Source organism: Vibrio sp. D404a, from assembly GCF_030248535.1.
GTDB lineage: Bacteria > Pseudomonadota > Gammaproteobacteria > Enterobacterales > Vibrionaceae > Vibrio.
The window spans coordinates 1-16,219 of the sequence record NZ_JAHGAJ010000047.1; the positions used below are offsets into that span (position 1 = coordinate 1).

Annotated in this window: 14 protein-coding genes; 10 read left to right on the forward strand and 4 right to left on the reverse strand. The window is 46.8% G+C overall.

The genetic code is table 11. From position 1 onward, the window contains the following. Nucleotides 1–912, forward strand: a 912-nt coding sequence (locus tag KI655_RS22975; RefSeq protein ID WP_285408992.1) for a molecular chaperone DnaJ, incomplete at its 5' end; no start/stop codon positions are given. Nucleotides 913–1,056: 144 nt separating this feature from the next. On the opposite strand, the gene KI655_RS22980 is transcribed toward KI655_RS22975, so the two are convergent. Then, nucleotides 1,057–1,494 carry a type IV pilin protein gene (locus KI655_RS22980; RefSeq protein ID WP_285409025.1) on the reverse strand — a complete coding sequence of 146 codons (438 nt, stop codon included), beginning with the start codon at nucleotides 1,492–1,494 and terminating at the stop codon, nucleotides 1,057–1,059. Between the two features lie 102 nt (nucleotides 1,495–1,596). On the opposite strand from KI655_RS22980, the gene KI655_RS22985 reads away from it, so the two are divergent. From KI655_RS22985 to tadA, 7 genes are all read left to right on the forward strand, one after another. Continuing rightward, complete coding sequence (locus KI655_RS22985) at nucleotides 1,597–2,145, forward strand: GspH/FimT family pseudopilin (protein ID WP_285408994.1); 549 nt, start codon at nucleotides 1,597–1,599, stop codon at nucleotides 2,143–2,145. Beyond that, nucleotides 2,129–2,764, forward strand: a complete 636-nt coding sequence (locus tag KI655_RS22990; protein ID WP_285408995.1) for a PilW family protein — start codon at nucleotides 2,129–2,131, stop codon at nucleotides 2,762–2,764. The genes KI655_RS22985 and KI655_RS22990 overlap by 17 nt, the downstream gene beginning before the upstream one ends. After that, nucleotides 2,761–4,107 carry a hypothetical protein gene (locus KI655_RS22995; RefSeq protein WP_285408996.1) on the forward strand — a complete coding sequence of 449 codons (1,347 nt, stop codon included), beginning with the start codon at nucleotides 2,761–2,763 and terminating at the stop codon, nucleotides 4,105–4,107. The genes KI655_RS22990 and KI655_RS22995 overlap by 4 nt, the downstream gene beginning before the upstream one ends. Beyond that, complete coding sequence (locus tag KI655_RS23000) at nucleotides 4,097–4,546, forward strand: prepilin-type N-terminal cleavage/methylation domain-containing protein (protein ID WP_285408997.1); 450 nt, start codon at nucleotides 4,097–4,099, stop codon at nucleotides 4,544–4,546. The genes KI655_RS22995 and KI655_RS23000 overlap by 11 nt, the downstream gene beginning before the upstream one ends. Nucleotides 4,547–4,843: 297 nt before the next feature. Continuing rightward, nucleotides 4,844–6,406 (forward strand): AbgT family transporter, encoded by a 1,563-nt coding sequence (locus tag KI655_RS23005; protein ID WP_150871211.1) that lies wholly within the window; start codon nucleotides 4,844–4,846, stop codon nucleotides 6,404–6,406. 171 nt (nucleotides 6,407–6,577) lie between these two features. Next, nucleotides 6,578–7,858 (forward strand): hemolysin family protein, encoded by a 1,281-nt coding sequence (locus tag KI655_RS23010; RefSeq protein WP_285408999.1) that lies wholly within the window; start codon nucleotides 6,578–6,580, stop codon nucleotides 7,856–7,858. A gap of 74 nt (nucleotides 7,859–7,932) precedes the next feature. Further along, complete coding sequence (tadA, locus tag KI655_RS23015) at nucleotides 7,933–8,460, forward strand: tRNA adenosine(34) deaminase TadA (RefSeq protein ID WP_285409000.1); 528 nt, start codon at nucleotides 7,933–7,935, stop codon at nucleotides 8,458–8,460. Between the two features lie 167 nt (nucleotides 8,461–8,627). Here the strand turns inward: tadA and KI655_RS23020 are convergent, their stop codons facing one another. Then, on the reverse strand, nucleotides 8,628–8,753 hold the full coding sequence (locus tag KI655_RS23020) for a hypothetical protein (RefSeq protein WP_285409002.1): 126 nt from the start codon (nucleotides 8,751–8,753) through the stop codon (nucleotides 8,628–8,630). A 346-nt stretch (nucleotides 8,754–9,099) separates the two neighbouring features. Further along, entirely contained in the window at nucleotides 9,100–9,522 is a 423-nt protein-coding gene (locus KI655_RS23025) for an organic hydroperoxide resistance protein (RefSeq protein ID WP_285409003.1), read from the reverse strand. Between the two features lie 137 nt (nucleotides 9,523–9,659). Between KI655_RS23025 and KI655_RS23030 the strand changes: the two genes are divergently transcribed. Next, a complete protein-coding gene (locus KI655_RS23030; RefSeq protein ID WP_285409005.1) occupies nucleotides 9,660–10,091 on the forward strand; it encodes a MarR family winged helix-turn-helix transcriptional regulator in 432 nt (143 codons plus the stop codon). Nucleotides 10,092–10,180: 89 nt separating this feature from the next. Here the strand turns inward: KI655_RS23030 and mltF are convergent, their stop codons facing one another. Further along, entirely contained in the window at nucleotides 10,181–11,770 is a 1,590-nt protein-coding gene (mltF, locus tag KI655_RS23035; protein ID WP_285409006.1) for a membrane-bound lytic murein transglycosylase MltF, read from the reverse strand. A gap of 296 nt (nucleotides 11,771–12,066) precedes the next feature. Here mltF and purL point away from each other — a divergent pair, with 296 nt between their 5' ends. Next, nucleotides 12,067–15,978, forward strand: a complete 3,912-nt coding sequence (gene purL, locus KI655_RS23040) for a phosphoribosylformylglycinamidine synthase (protein WP_285409026.1) — start codon at nucleotides 12,067–12,069, stop codon at nucleotides 15,976–15,978. Nucleotides 15,979–16,219: the final 241 nt, after the last annotated feature.

Genomic DNA, 16,219 nt, shown 5'->3' on the forward strand with positions numbered 1-16,219 from the left:
ATGGGCGGTGGCGGCGGCTTCGGCGGCGGTCATGGTGATTTCGGTGACATCTTCGGTGACGTGTTTGGCGACATCTTTGGTGGCGGTCGTCGTGGCGGTGGTCAAGCGCGTGCACAACGTGGCTCAGACCTACGTTACAACATGGAACTGACTCTAGAAGAAGCAGTTCGTGGTGTATCAAAAGAGATTGAAGTTCCAACACTGGTTGAGTGTGACGTTTGTGATGGTAGCGGCGCGAAGAAAGGCTCTTCAGCTCAAACCTGTGGCACATGTCATGGTCACGGCCAAGTTCAAATGCGTCAAGGCTTCTTTGCTGTTCAACAAACGTGTCCAACGTGTAACGGTAAAGGCAAGATCATTAAAGACCCATGTAACTCTTGTCATGGTCAAGGTCGCAAGCAGAAGACTAAGACACTTAACGTTAAGATCCCAGCAGGCGTGGACACGGGCGACCGTATCCGTCTATCTGGCGAAGGCGAAGCGGGAGAGCAAGGCGCTCCAGCAGGCGATCTATACGTACAAGTTCACGTAAAAGAGCACAACATCTTCGAACGTGACGGCAACAACCTTTACTGTGAAGTGCCTGTAAGCTTCTCTATGGCGGCTCTAGGTGGTGAAGTTGAAGTTCCTACACTAGACGGTCGTGTAAACCTGAAAGTGCCAGAAGAGACACAAACGGGCCGTATGTTCCGTATGCGTGGCAAGGGCGTGAAAGGCGTTCGTGGCGGCGGTGTGGGTGACCTAATCGTTAAGCTAGTGGTTGAGACGCCAGTTAAGCTAAGCTCTCGTCAGAAAGAACTACTGCGTGAGTTTGAAGAGACATGTGGCGGCGAGGCGGCTAGCAAGCACAAGCCAAAGTCTGAAGGTTTCTTCAGCGGCGTTAAAAACTTCTTCGATGACCTAACTAAGTAATTAGGTGATTGATGTCTTAAGTTATGGATACTTAACTTAATGACGAAAATAGAAAGCCTGCTCATGTAGCAGGCTTTTTTGTCTCTCAATTATGATTCTTTGTAAGTTTCTCTCTGTTTATCTTCAACTGAAATCCTCACCACACTACATCCAGCACGCTTCTGGATATTCGACATTAGCGCTGTTTAATGTCAGTACTTTTGGTGTTTGTCCATCAAAACAGTCATCTTTATCTTGCCCTACACTCGACTGGGGCGTCGCTGTAATCGTATAAGCGGCTGAGGCTGAACTGGCGACACTGAACACAAAGCGACTTGCGTCGGTATCACAGATTAAGCAATCACTCCCAGAAACAATCCCACTCCAGTCATAGCCGCTGTCGTAGGTGGCTTCTAACTCTAGTTGAATGCGCGCGATATCGGCGAGTGCACTGGTGCGATGCCCAGTCAGTACGTGATTGGTGTAGCTTGGATAGGCAATCGCCCCCAAGATCCCGATGATGGCAACCACAATCAATAACTCGATCAATGTCATTCCTTTTGTGCGTATGTTGTTGCTGTTGCATATATTTTCTCGAATCATCACGAGGACTTCCTTTTCACTTGTCAGGCTATTTTTCTCTGGTGATAGCATCGGTGCAAGATTAAATACGGTTACGCAATACGTTACATAGGAATTTGGGAAATGACTCGCGGGTTTACGCTTCTAGAGCTGCTGATTACTGTCGTGGTACTTTTAGTACTGTTGGCTGCGGCTGCCCCGAGTTTTAGCTCTCTGTTGGCGTCTTCCAAACTTCAAAGGCTCGCCCCTGAGGTTCATGGCTTCTTGGTGACTGCGCGCTCGGAAGCGATTGCCCGTAATCAAGAATTGCACCTGCTATTTTTGGTTTCGAATGTTTTAGGTGCGATTGAGGATTCAGAGGGTGAATGGGATTTGGTTGTGAGTACTACCGCTTCGTATGTTCCAGATAATGTGGTGATGCACCTTGATGGCTCAGCCTATCGAGATATCAAAGTGTCGTTCAGCTTTTTAAATCAGAATTCAATCTCGATTGACGGAGTAAGGGGGCGTTTTATCAACGGCAACGTCACTATGGCTTCGGTGAGTGCACCGTCTGAAGAACTCTCGGTTAAAGCATCAAACACAACAGGGCGCATTCGGGTTTGTAGCAGCGATCCAAACAGCGATGGGCGCAATAGCATTGGTCACTATGGTTATGAGATCTGTAATTAAGTCTACTCAAGGTAGCACCTTGGTTGAGATGATGGTGGCCTCTGCAATCGGTGCGATTGTAATCGGGACGATTGGTAGTGTGTTCATCACTAACCAGCGACTTAGCTCAGAGAAAAGCCTAGAGCTGCTCCTTTCACAAAACTTGTTCTCCACGACTCAAATGATGAAAGAAGAGATTTGGCGTGCTGGATATAACGCCGATGCTGGCCAATCGCTAAAGTTGTCTGGGGCATCAAATACAATTTATACCCAGCAAGTCAGTGCTGATGAGGCTTATCTTGGCTTTGTGTATCTGCAAAATAGTGCCTCGTCTGCTTACCGAAACATTGTTTATCAGTTCAAAGACAACAAGCTCAACTATTGCCTAGGAGAATCAACTGAGCTTTTGGCTATCAATGAAAAACCATTCAGTAATATAAGCGGAGACGTGACGATGACGTGTCAAAGCTTGTTCTTCGAGCGACAAATTCAGGTAGATGCGTTTTCTGTTTCTGTCGAAGACCTATCCAGCAGTCATACGAGCTCTCAAAGGGTCGACATGACACTTGAGGCGTCGTTAGTGAATGCGGATCAGAGCCAGCAAGTGATGACATCCGTTGTACAAAGGAACTGGCAATGACGAGCAATCAGCAACGAGGAGCGATAACGCTTCTGTTAGTCAGTATTTTGCTAGTTGGTGTGCTGATCGTCTCTCTTGGCAGTTTCAAAACTACCTATTATCAAATCAAGCGGGCACAAAATGAGGTCCAAGCGCGCAAGGACCACTGGCAAGCAGAAGGGGGATTGGAGTGTACGTTTAGTTATCTACGCGAAACGGGTAAACAAGTCTCAGACATTGTTGGGCCATCGTCTCAACCTTCGGAGTTTATCGATTGGTGTAGTCCCTACGATCAGCAGCCAAAGATCACTACGCGCAATGGTACAGTAAGTGGTAGTCATGTTGTCGAAGCGGCTCTTGATCGTTATCGAGTGACTAAAACTTTGCGGGATAGCTCTTTACTCGGAGCAGGGGCGATTCAATCCACGGGTCCTATCGAGGTGATTGGTACTCTAACCCTCCAACCAACAGCCAAAGAGACGCCAATCAATGGCAATGAGCATGAGTGCATCAGCATCTCTTTTGGCGACCTTTTTACCTATCAATATGACTCGACCCATGGTGATTCAGGGCAGGTATTAGGCTTAGAGGTAAAAGACCCAAGTGTTGATGGCCCATTCTCTGGCTTTGACGGTGTTTGTCACCCCGACTACAAAACTGAAATCGCCAAAGGCGCAACGGGTACAACTTATTCGATCTATGCGCCTGATTACTATCAAAAAACCAATCCAGCGCCGTTCAAGAAAGACTTCAATCCAGACCCGAATCTTGACCCATTCTACTCGTTCTTTGGCATACCAAAAACAGAGCAGAACATTCTCGAACTCTCGCAAGATTCGGACAAGTTTAGGCAAATTCAACTACTCAACCCAACCGACTGTGGCAGTGAAATCATGAATCATTTCACTGCCGGGCAAACAAAGGGGCTTTGGATTGAAGGCAACTGTCATATCAATGCGTCAGTTGCAGCCAATCTTAATGCTGCTCAGCTTCTGGTGATTCACGACGGCGCTTTTGCGTTGAATGGTGCGATGACATACAACGGCGTGATCTATCACCTTGTCGATTACGCCGATAGCACAACCAAATCGCGTATTGATGACTTTTGGGAGTCGATAACCACTTCTTCGACACCCAGTGCGTTTACACCGTTTGTTAAACCACTGAATGATCCCACGGTGGAGAAAAAAACAGTAGGGATCCAATTTGCCTCAGGGCTACCCGCTGGTGGACTTATCTTTGACGTAAAGGGCGGGATATCGACTATCGTGGGTGATATGGATCTCTACTATCGTTCAAATGCTAACCCAATTGATCCACCCTCAATTTATCAATGGAAAAAGGGCTCTTGGAATGACTTCTAACCAAAGCGGCTTTAGCTTACTTGAAGTGCTTATCTCTTTTCTGTTGGTGGGCGTGGCGGCGTTGGGTATGGTCAAGTTGCAGACCTATACTGAGCAGAAAGCGGATTATGCAATTCAGAGTGTGGAAGCACTGCATTTTGCTGAAAGGCAATTGGAGTATTACCGTACTCGGGCGAACAATGTTAGTGGGGCTGTGGGACTGATTCGTTTCTCGGAACTTCATCAGTCGGATCACTGTCTCAACACCGATAGCTCTAATCCGTTATCTGGTTTATCAGGCTCTGAATACTCACTCAGCTGCTCTGTCGAAAACGCCGATGGTGCTTTGTCGGGTGCTTTGCGTAACATTATTGTCACCGTTGCATGGCAAGATCGAATGAGTCAGACGCAACGCATAACGCTCAAAACTATGCTCTCTAAATACAGTGAATTTGATTGATTCACTACGCAAACGTTTAACCGAACTCTTTTCCCTATCGCCTCAATATTGATAATTTTCACTCCTCGGACATTGTTTACGTGCTAGTTAAAAAACTGTATATGGAATGGTGTTTTTTGTGTTTTTATCTTGTTGCTGCTATATGGTATTTTTGCAAAATATGTCTCCATTTATGGAATTTTAGGTGGAATCTTGTGCTTTTTTGGGGTGGTTTTAATAGAATATGTGCTGTACCAATAGGCCCTGGTCAACAACTATATTAGGCCTAAATAAAACAACATCACATATGGAGTTACCATGAGTAACCAAGCAGTAAATAAAGCACCTGCTCCTGAAAAAATCAGTGGTATGGATCGCTTTCTAAACTTCATTGAACGCGCCGGTAACAAGATCCCAGATCCTGCGATCCTGTTTTTCTGGGCACTAGTTATCGTATGGGTATCATCTGCTCTTTTGTCGAATGTTTCATTCGATCTAATTAACCCTCGTACGGGTGATGCTCTAGAAGTCAACAACCTACTTACTGGTGAGGCTCTAGCGAGTTTCCTAGCAAACATGGTAACGACATTCACAGGCTTTGCACCGCTAGGTATCGTATTGGTAGCTATGCTAGGTGTTGGTGTTGCTGACTCTTCAGGCTTCATCACTACGGGCCTAAAGAAGATGCTGAACTTCACACCAGCTAAACTTCTAACACCAATGCTAATCCTAGTTGCTATCGTTTCTCACACAGCAGCTGACGCAGGTTACGTACTGGTTATTCCACTAGGTGGTATCATTTTCCACGCAGCGGGTCGTCACCCTCTAGCGGGTATCGCAGCGGCGTTTGCTGGTGTATCGGGTGGTTTCTCTGCAAACTTCATCCCTTCTGGTATCGACCCACTGCTAGCTGGCTTCACACAAACTGCGGCAAACGTTCTTGACCCAGACTACGTGATCAACCCACTAGCGAACATTTTCTTTACTGGTCTATCTTCAATCATCATTGTTGGTATTGGTTGGTACGTAACTGAGAAGATCATCGAACCTCGTCTTGCGAACACACCTGTTGATGAAGATGCTGAAGAAGCACCGGATCTAGGTACCTTCACTGCGATTGAATCTAAAGCATTCAAATACGCGGGTTGGGCAATGGTTGCTGGTATCGCACTATTGGTTGCGGCTCTTATCCCAGAAAACTCTGCACTTCGTTCTCCTGAAGGTGAGCTGACGGCGTTCTCTGCACCAGTAATGAAGTCAATCGTTCCATTGATCTTCATCCTGTTCATCATCCCAGGTATCGTTTACGGCCGCGTTGCGGGTACGTTCAAGAACAGCAACGATGTTATCAAAGCGATGTCTGACACAATGGCAACGATGGGCGCATACATTGTAATGTCGTTCTTCTGTGCACAGTTCCTATCTGCATTTGGTCAATCAAACATCGGTACAATGCTAGCGCTTTACGGTGCTGAAGGCCTGAAAGCGATGGACTTACCGGGTGAAGCGACAGTTGTTGGTATGATCCTTCTAACTGCAGCAGTTAACCTTCTAGTTGGTTCTGCATCAGCTAAATGGGCTCTGATTGGTCCAATCCTAGTTCCAATGCTAATGGCGGTTGGTATCTCTCCAGAGCTATCTCAAGCTGCTTACCGTGTGGGTGATTCAGTATCTAACATCATCTCTCCACTAATGGTGTTCTTCCCACTGGTTGTTGTTTACTGTCAACGCTACGTTAAGTCGACAGGTATCGGTACACTGGCTTCTCTAATGATGCCGTTCTCTATCGCAATGCTGATCGGCTGGTCAATCTTCCTACTAGGTTACTGGGCACTAGGTATCCCACTGGGTATTCAAGCACCATACACTTACACAATGTAAGATTGAACTAAGCGATATTAAGCTTTATTGATTCCTAAGCCCGCACTGAAAAGTGCGGGCTTTTTTCGCTCTATTTTTCAATCTTTTTTATATCAAAAAGCAAGGTACTCAGCTTATACTCCAGATCACGGCTATTTGGTGGCCGGTACAAATTAGGAAATCCCATTCATCATGAAAATTCTGCTTCTGGTAGGGTTAATTGTTTTAAATGGTCTGTTTGCCATGTCAGAGATTGCATTGGTAGCAGCAAAAAATAGTCGCTTAAAGCGTTTAGCTGAAAAGCATCGTTCTGCACAGGTCGCTCTAGACCTAAAAGAAAACCCAACGCGGTTCCTTTCTACAATCCAAATTGGTATCACGGTTATTGGCTTGCTTAGCGGTATTGTCGGTGAAGCCACACTATCAGCCCCACTTGCTGTGCAATTAGAGTTGTGGGGGCTGGACGCAACTCAGGCAAACATACTCTCGACTGCGGTTGTGGTTGTTGGTATCACTTACTTTGCGATTGTCATTGGCGAACTCGTACCCAAGCGCTTTGCACAGTCACAAGCGGAAACCATCGCGGTATTGGTTGCACTGCCTATTCATTGGCTCTCTAAGCTCACTACGCCATTTGTGTTTGCTCTGTCTACCTCAACAGAGGGTATATTGAAGCTTATGGGACGCAATGGCAGCGAAGATAGCGTCACTGAGGATGATATCTATGCCTTGGTTAAAGAGGGCTCAGATACGGGCGTTATAGAGCGTGGCGAGCAAGAGATGATCCGCAATATCCTGCAGTTGGATGATCGACTGGTGAGTTCACTGATGACACCTCGTCGCGACGTCGATTTTCTCGATATCGAACAGCCAATTGAGGTGCTGCTGAAAAAGATCAAAAGCTCCAAGCACAGCGTCTTTCCAGTCTGCCAAGAAGGCATGAGTAAGGTGCTAGGCACAGTGTCAGCAAAAGCTCTGTTGAATAACAGCCATCAGCTGAGTCTGCAGGTGATTATGGGATTATCCAAACCGCCTATTTATCTCCCTGAGTCGATGAAAGGCTTACGCTTACTGAGCTACTTCAAAGAGTCGGGTACGCAAATGGCGTTTATTGTCGATGAGTATGGTGATGTTCAAGGCTTGGTGACCCACTACGATGTGCTTGAAGCGATTGCAGGAGAGCTTTCAAGTAACCCGAATGACCTTTGGACGGAGCAAACAGCGCAGGGCATGCTGGTGGATGGTCTGATTCCGATCAGCGAGCTTAAGAATCGCTTAGACCTTTCTGAACTAGAAGGTGAGGAAGAGGGCTTTCAAACACTCAACGGCATGATTACTTGGCTCATGGGCCGCTTACCTGAAGTCGGTGAAGTGGTGCAGTGCCAACAATGGTCATTTGAAATTGTCGTCGTAGAGAACAACCGAATCACGAAAGTGAAGGCCTTACCGTTAGAGCAAGAAGTGGGCGAATAGTACATTTCTATTTTCGATGATGATCAAATAAAGGTATGCTCAGCGCATGCCTTTTTTGTTTTCTGGAGTTTCGTTTGTCTGACCATCAATTTACATCGCAAGATGAAGCCTTTATGCGTCGAGCTATGGAATTAGCTCATCAGGCAGAGCAAGAGGGTGAAGTCCCGGTAGGGGCGGTTTTAGTCAAAGGTGGTGAAATCATTTCAGAGGGATGGAACCGATCTATTGGCAGCCATGATGCGACTGCACATGCAGAAATTGAAACTCTGCGTAAGGCAGGCCAAACATTAGAAAATTATCGCCTATTAGACACAACCCTATACGTAACGTTAGAGCCATGCCCAATGTGTGCGGGAGCTCTGTTACATAGTCGCGTGAAGCGCATTGTGTTTGGTGCGCCAGATCTGAAAGCGGGCGCAGCAGGAACCGTTCTCAACCTCTTTGATAGCCAAGCGTCTTATCACTATGCCGATGTTGAACATGGGCTGCTAGAAGATGAATGTCGAGCGCAACTACAGGCGTTCTTTAAAAGACGTCGTAAAGAGATCAAAGAGAAAAGACAGCAAGAGAAGCGTGAACAAGCTCAAGACGACAGCAATTAAGCGTGAATATTGGATTGTCGATTGTTGAAGGTGAGTTGAAGCGAAGCAGTGGATTCTAGCGACTCAAGGTTGTTTTAAGCAAACATCTAATGTGATGCGGAGTGATGGACAGGCATGCAGTGAATCAGTTATGACTGGATCGGTTAGATGTTTGCTGAACGCTAAACCTAGAGCATTTGTACGAAGGCTCGATTTCTCCAAATAACTTTCTTTTTGTTGTTTGCTAGCATGCGTTTACGGCGATTGGCCGCCACGGTTTTATAAAGGCGCTGTGAGCGTAACTTACGTTTCATCTATTAGCGGCTTCCTATTCTCAATGTTAGCTTTGTTACCAGCTAAAGTTATTGTTTTCCCCTTAAACAGCTTACTCAGGGGCTTATTTTGACGTGTCTTTTCACTGCACACATCTTATAGGTCAGTAGCGTTTCATTTTTATGACAACTGACGCTAATCATTCTTCATATTTATGGCAATCGCTAGGGCTTTTCAAGTAACAAAGGTGAGTTGAGTGATGGTTGTAACAGATTGTCTTTACGATTCAGCTACTCAGTAACCTATTGAACTATAGATGGCTCTGTTGACGCTTATTAAATCCACAAACACCGGCCAATTAGCCGGTGTTTTTCATAGAGGCGATGCTCAGATAGCTTCTTTGTTTACTGTCACAGCAACATCGATGTTGCCACGCACTGCATTTGAGTAAGGGCAGATCTGATGAGCAACACGAGTCAGCTCTAATGCTTGTTCTTGTGGAAGGTCTAGCTCAACTGCAAGGCTCACCGTTAAGGCGAAACCACCAGATTGGTTTGGTCCAATACCGACCTCTGCCGTTACAGGAGCATTAGTTAGCGCAACTTTGCCTTCACGAGCAACGTGCAAAATCGCGTTAGAGAAACAAGCTGAGTAACCTGCAGCAAAGAGTTGTTCCGGGTTAGTGGCAAGCCCTGTTCCGCCCATCTCTTTTGGATACGCCAGTTCTAATTCTAGTAGGCCATCGTTTGTTTTTACCTGCCCGTTACGACCAGCCAGTGCGGTTGCTTTTGTTGTGTAGAGTGTAGTCATATCGTTTCCCTTGTTATTTTGAGTTGTGTGCAATTCAATTGCTTGCAATTTTATGTCGAATTAAATCATGAATGCAACTATATTGTGCGCAATTTATTATTTAGGTTTGCACGAGTGGAAACTAAGTAGAGACAGATATGAGTCATGATGATCCGTTGTTATTAGACAATCAGGTGTGTTTTCCTTTATACAGCGCAGCAAACGCCGTTATTCGAGCGTATCGTCCTTTGTTGGATACGTTAGACCTCACCTACTCACAATACCTGGTGATGATGGTGTTATGGGAGCAGGATGGTGCGAGTGTCAAAGACATTGGCTCGCGGCTGCACTTAGATTCTGGAACCTTAACACCACTGCTCAAGCGGTTAGAGACAAAGGGCTTTGTTGTAAGAGGGCGTTGTGAGCAAGATGAACGTGTTCGCGTGCTTAAGCTGACTGAAAGTGGTGCCGAGTTAAGGGCGAAAGCGAAATCGATTCCAGAGCAGATGAAGTGCAAACTGACTCTGGAGTTGGATGAATTACTGGCATTGAAGAGTTTGTGTGAGAAAGTTCTTGAGAAGCTGAGCTAGTCCGTAAATAAACAAAAAGCCACACAGACGTGTGGCTTTCGCATTTAACTACCTTTTGATTAGCAGGGAATCGAAATTTACTGCTCGTTTTACTCTGAAGTACTTGCTTCAGCTGCCGATACCGCACCGCTAATACTCGAGTCTGCACCGGAAATAGCGAGAGGCGGAATAACCACTAAGTCTTCCATTGTTGCTTCTTGCTCTTCTTCAATACGCTTGTTCACATGGCCGATAATACTCTGGTAATAACGGCGAATGTTCTCTACATAGTTTTTGGCTTCGTCACCACGAGCATAACCGTAACGCGTCTGGCTGTAATACTTCTTCTGTCTTAGCAGAGGTAATCTATCTTTCACATCACTCCATGAGTCAGGATCACCACCTTGCGCTTTAGTCAGACGGCGTGCGTCCATCATATGGCCATAGCCGACGTTATACGATGCAAGTGCAAACCAGATCTTCTCATGCTGCGTGATCGAATCTGGGATACGATTGACGATGCGGCGTAGGTATTCAACACCACCTTGTACTGACTGTTTTGGATCCAAACGATTGGTCACTCCAACACTTTTTGCGGTTGGCAGTGTCAACATCATCATTCCTCGTACGCCTGTTGGTGATTTCGCGACTGGGTTCCAGTGAGATTCTTGGTACGCCAATGCGGCAATCAAACGCCAATCAAACTCTTGCGAGTACTCTTGGAACAGTGGCGACCATTTTGGAAGCTTACTATCGAGGGCGCGAATAAAGGCGCGAGTATCTACATAATCGAAGCTGCCGATGTGACCGATGTATTTCTCTTCTAAGGTAGCCAGCTCACCAGACTGTTTCAGGTTACCGAAGAACTCAATCAGCAGCGCATATAGGCTTTCATCTTCGGATTTCTTCAAATACCAAGAGATCGGTTGGTCTTCTGTGAGCTCAAACGCCAACGCAAGATCGGGATAGAGGCGTTGTGCTAGTGAGAGCTCGATTGAATCAGCCACAGTAAAACGCAACTCGCCCTTGGATACTTGTTTTAGAAGGTCGTTGATGTCGGCATTCCCAACCGACTCATAGATAAAGTCTGGGTTGGATTGTTGCAGCTGATTTAGAGTAGGTTCAAAGTGAGATTCTTCAATCACCACAAGAGCTGGGACTAGCCTATCGTCTGTGGTCGCGAGCTCTGTGCTTTCTTCTTCATTTTGTGCTTTTTCTTGCTGCTTAACGAACTCAGCTTGGCGTTTATTCTCAAAATCAATCAGCTGTTCAAGATTGCGCGGACGCCATTGGCCTTTCTTATAGACCACTTGTTGGCTCACGTAGTAGTAAGCTGGTGCAGCACGGTAGCCGCGTGTGTGCTCATTGTTCTGGGTTAGGCCTGTAGCGATAAGGTCGATTTCGCCCTTTTGAAGCGCAGGGAAAAGCCCAGACAGACGATAAGCAGGCTTCATTTCTAACTGCACGCCTAATTCTTCAGCAAACTCTCGCGCCAATTCATAATCAAGACCAGCAGGACCATCGGGGCCAATATAGTAAGAGAGTTGGTTGTTGAGCGTGCCGACTCTTAATACGCCGCGTTCTCGGATCTGTTCCAAGTCGCTTTTCGGTTCCGACTCAATTTGACAGCCCGCTAAGCCCGTAATGGCGATCGCGATGAGGAGAAATTTGAATGAAAAAATGCGCGTAAGTGTATGCATCAAAATGAAATCTCAAAAAAGTGACTTCCCTTTATATCAAACCGTTTACTCACGGCAAAGTGACTTTGGGTAAACAGAAGTAAAAGTGGCGAAAATTGCAGCAAAACTAACAATTGCCAAGAAACATGAAAAAAATAACGCAAACGGTTGCTTTTGGTGTTACGTCACAAAAAGAAATGCTTTATAATGCGCTCGCATTGAAGAGGTGCAATCGGCATAAGTTCGAAGTAAAACAGTCTAACCCACTGAATTTATTCCAATATCACCTTAATCAACTGCATAAGAGACCTAAGCACATGAGAATTTTGCGTGGCTCCCCAGCTCTATCTGAGTTTCGTGTTAACAAGCTTTTAGAGCTTTGTCGTGAATTAAGCTTACCTGTAACAGGTATTTACGCTGAGTTTGCTCACTTTGCTGAATTGACAGCAGACCTAGACGCGTCTGAAGTTGAGAAGCTAGAAAAGCTACTGACTTACGGTCCAACGATTGAAGAGCATGAGCCTGAAGGTTTATTGCTGCTTGCGACTCCACGCCCGGGCACTATCTCGCCTTGGTCTTCTAAATCTACTGACATCGCGCACAACTGTGGCCTTGATAAAGTGGTACGCCTAGAGCGCGGTACGGCTTTCTACATCGAGACATCAGCAGATCTTTCTGAGCTACAACTGGTTGAGCTAAAAGCGATTCTTCACGATCGCATGATGGAAGTTATCTTCACTGACTTTGAGTCAGCACAAGCACTATTCCAAGTGGCTGAGCCTGCACCTGTTGCAGACGTTGACCTATTAAATGGCGGTCGTGCTGCGCTTGAAAACGCAAACGTTACCCTAGGTCTTGCTCTTGCAGATGACGAAATTGAATACTTATACGACAGCTTTGTAAACAAGCTAGATCGTAACCCAACTGACATTGAACTAATGATGTTTGCACAAGCGAACTCAGAGCACTGTCGTCACAAGATCTTCAATGCAGACTGGACTATCGACGGCGTTAAGCAAGAGAAGTCTCTGTTCAAGATGATCAAGAACACATTCGAAACCACACCAGAAAACGTGCTGTCTGCTTACAAGGATAACGCAGCAGTAATGGTGGGTTCTGATGTAGGTCGTTTCTTCCCGAACCCAGAAACTCGCCAATACGGTTACAACCAAGAGAAAGCGCACATCCTAATGAAGGTGGAAACGCACAACCACCCAACAGCTATCTCTCCTTGGCCAGGCGCATCAACTGGTTCTGGTGGTGAAATCCGTGATGAAGGCGCAACAGGTATTGGTGGTAAGCCAAAAGCAGGCCTTGTTGGTTTCACTACATCTAACCTACGTATCCCTGGTTTTGAACAGCCATGGGAAACAGATTTCGGTAAGCCGGGTCGTATCGTTAACGCTCTAGACATTATGCTAGAAGGCCCACTAGGTGGCGCGGCGTTCAACAACGAATTTGGTCGTCCCAACCTTCTTGGTTACTTCCGTACTTACGAAGAGAAAGTGAACTCTCACGCAGGTGAAGAAGTTCGTGGTTACCACAAGCCAATCATGATTGCTGGTGGTATGGGTAACATCCGTGACGAGCACGTTCAGAAGAAAGAGATCCCAGTTGGTGCAAGCCTAATCGTTCTTGGTGGTCCTGCGATGAACATCGGCCTTGGTGGCGGCGCGGCATCTTCTATGGCGTCTGGTCAATCAGCAGAAGACCTAGATTTCGCTTCAGTACAGCGTGAAAACCCAGAGATGGAACGTCGTTGTCAGGAAGTAATCGACCGTTGTTGGCAGTTGGGTGACGACAACCCAATCGCATTTATCCACGATGTGGGCGCGGGCGGTATCTCTAACGCACTTCCAGAGCTGGTAGACGATGGCGAACGTGGCGGTATTTTCCAGCTACGTGACGTACCAAACGATGAGCCGGGCATGAGCCCACTTGAGATCTGGTGTAATGAATCTCAAGAGCGTTACGTAATGGCAGTTGCGCCAGAGAATATGGAAGCATTCGATGCAATCTGTAAGCGTGAGCGCGCACCATACGCTGTAGTCGGTGTGGCAACAGAAGAGCGTGAACTGAAACTAGAAGATTCACACTTCGACAACACGCCAATCGATATGCCAATGGACATCCTACTAGGTAAAACACCTAAGATGCACCGTGATGCGAAGACGCTAAAAGCGAACAACCCTGCGGTTAACCGTGACGGCATCGAGCTAAATGAAGCGGCTGAGCGTGTTCTACGTCTTCCAACAGTTGCAGAGAAAACATTCCTTATCACTATCGGCGACCGCTCGGTAACTGGCCTAGTGGCGCGTGACCAAATGGTTGGCCCATGGCAGGTTCCAGTAGCAAACTGCGCGGTAACAGCAGCAAGCTACGACACTTACCACGGTGAAGCGATGTCGATGGGGGAGCGCACGCCAGTGGCTCTACTAGACTTCGGCGCATCTGCTCGTCTAGCGGTTGGTGAAGCAATCACTAACATCGCTGCGACTAACATCGGCGATATCAAACACATTAAACTGTCGGCTAACTGGATGTCTCCAGCGGGTCACCCAGGTGAAGATGCAGGTCTTTACGAAGCGGTGAAAGCAGTTGGTGAAGAGCTATGTCCAGCGCTTGGTCTAACTATCCCTGTGGGTAAAGACTCAATGTCTATGAAGACCAAGTGGGAAGAGAACGGCGAGCAGAAAGAAGTAACTTCGCCACTATCTCTAATCATCACAGCGTTTGCTCGTGTAGAAGATGTTCGTAAGACAATCACACCTCAGCTTCGCACAGATAAAGGTAACACTAGCCTAGTTCTAATCGACCTAGGTAATGGTCAAAACCGCCTAGGCGCAACAGCACTAGCACAGGTTTACAAGCAGCTTGGTGATAAGCCAGCAGACGTAGACAATGCAGCGCAGCTAAAAGGTTTCTACGAAGGCGTTCAAGCGCTTGTTGCGAACGACCAAGTTGTGGCTTACCACGATAAAGGCGATGGCGGTCTATTCGTAACGCTAGCTGAGATGGCATTCGCAGGTCACTGTGGTGTTAAAGCTGACATTGCTCACCTAGGTGACGATGCACTAGCGGCACTATTTAACGAAGAGCTAGGTGCAGTACTTCAGGTTAAGAACGATGATCTAGATTCTGTTCTTTCTACTCTTGCTGCAAACGGCCTAGAAGCGTGTTCACACGTGATTGGTTCAGTAGAAGCGTCTGATGAGCTAGTGATTACTTCTGGCGACACCGTTGTTCTAGAGCGTAACCGTACTGAGCTGCGTACTATCTGGGCTGAGACGACGCACAAGATGCAAGGTCTACGTGATAACCCAGCATGTGCTGACCAAGAGCACGAAGCGAAGAAAGATAACTCAGACCCAGGTCTAAACGTTAAGCTAAGCTTCGATGTGAACGAAGACGTTGCTGCACCATTTATCGCTGGTTCTATGATAAACAAGGGTGCTAAGCCTAAGATGGCAATCCTACGTGAGCAGGGTGTTAACTCTCACGTTGAGATGGCAGCTGCCTTTGACCGTGCTGGCTTTGAAGCGACTGATATTCACATGAGCGACATCCTAACGGGTCAAGCGGTTCTAGAAGAGTACAACGGCCTTGTGGCTTGTGGTGGCTTCTCTTACGGTGACGTACTGGGCGCTGGTGAGGGTTGGGCGAAATCTATCCTGTTCAACGAAGATGCACGTAACCAGTTCGAAGGCTTTTTGAAACGTGAAGATACTTTCTCTCTAGGTGTGTGTAACGGTTGTCAAATGCTGTCTAACCTGCGTGACCTAATCCCGGGTGCGGAATACTGGCCACGCTTCGTTCGCAACGAATCTGAGCGTTTTGAAGCGCGTTTCAGCCTAGTTGAAGTTCAGAAGTCTGATTCTGTATTCTTCAACGGCATGGAAGGTTCTCGTATGCCAATCGCTGTGTCTCACGGTGAAGGCCGCGTAGAAGTTCGTGATAACGACCACCTAAACGCGATTGAAAACTCTGGTACTGTTGCTCTACGTTACGTGGACAACCACGGTAACCCAACACAACAATACCCGAACAACCCAAACGGTTCGCCAAACGCTATCACAGGTCTAACAACGACTGATGGCCGCGTGACTATCATGATGCCTCACCCAGAGCGTGTATTCCGCACGGTGGCAAACTCTTGGGCTCCAGAAGGTTGGGGTGAAAACGGTGCTTGGATGCGCATGTTCCAAAACGCACGTAAGAACCTAGGTTAATCTGACTTAGTTTAATACGCATCTTGGTTGGTATTGCACGCTAGCCAAGTTCATCGGGAAAAGTTCAAAGCGCAGGTCGAAAGGCCTGCGCTTTTTTTTGTCTAAAATTTCTATCAAGGTGTCAGTTCTCTCTCTTTGCAGTTTGCTGTTCTAAAAAAATGCACTAGGCTAAAGGTTGTGGAATCAATTTGTTAGGCCAGTATCTCGCTCTGAGGCATATCTGTAGTTCGTCGCAAGAGGT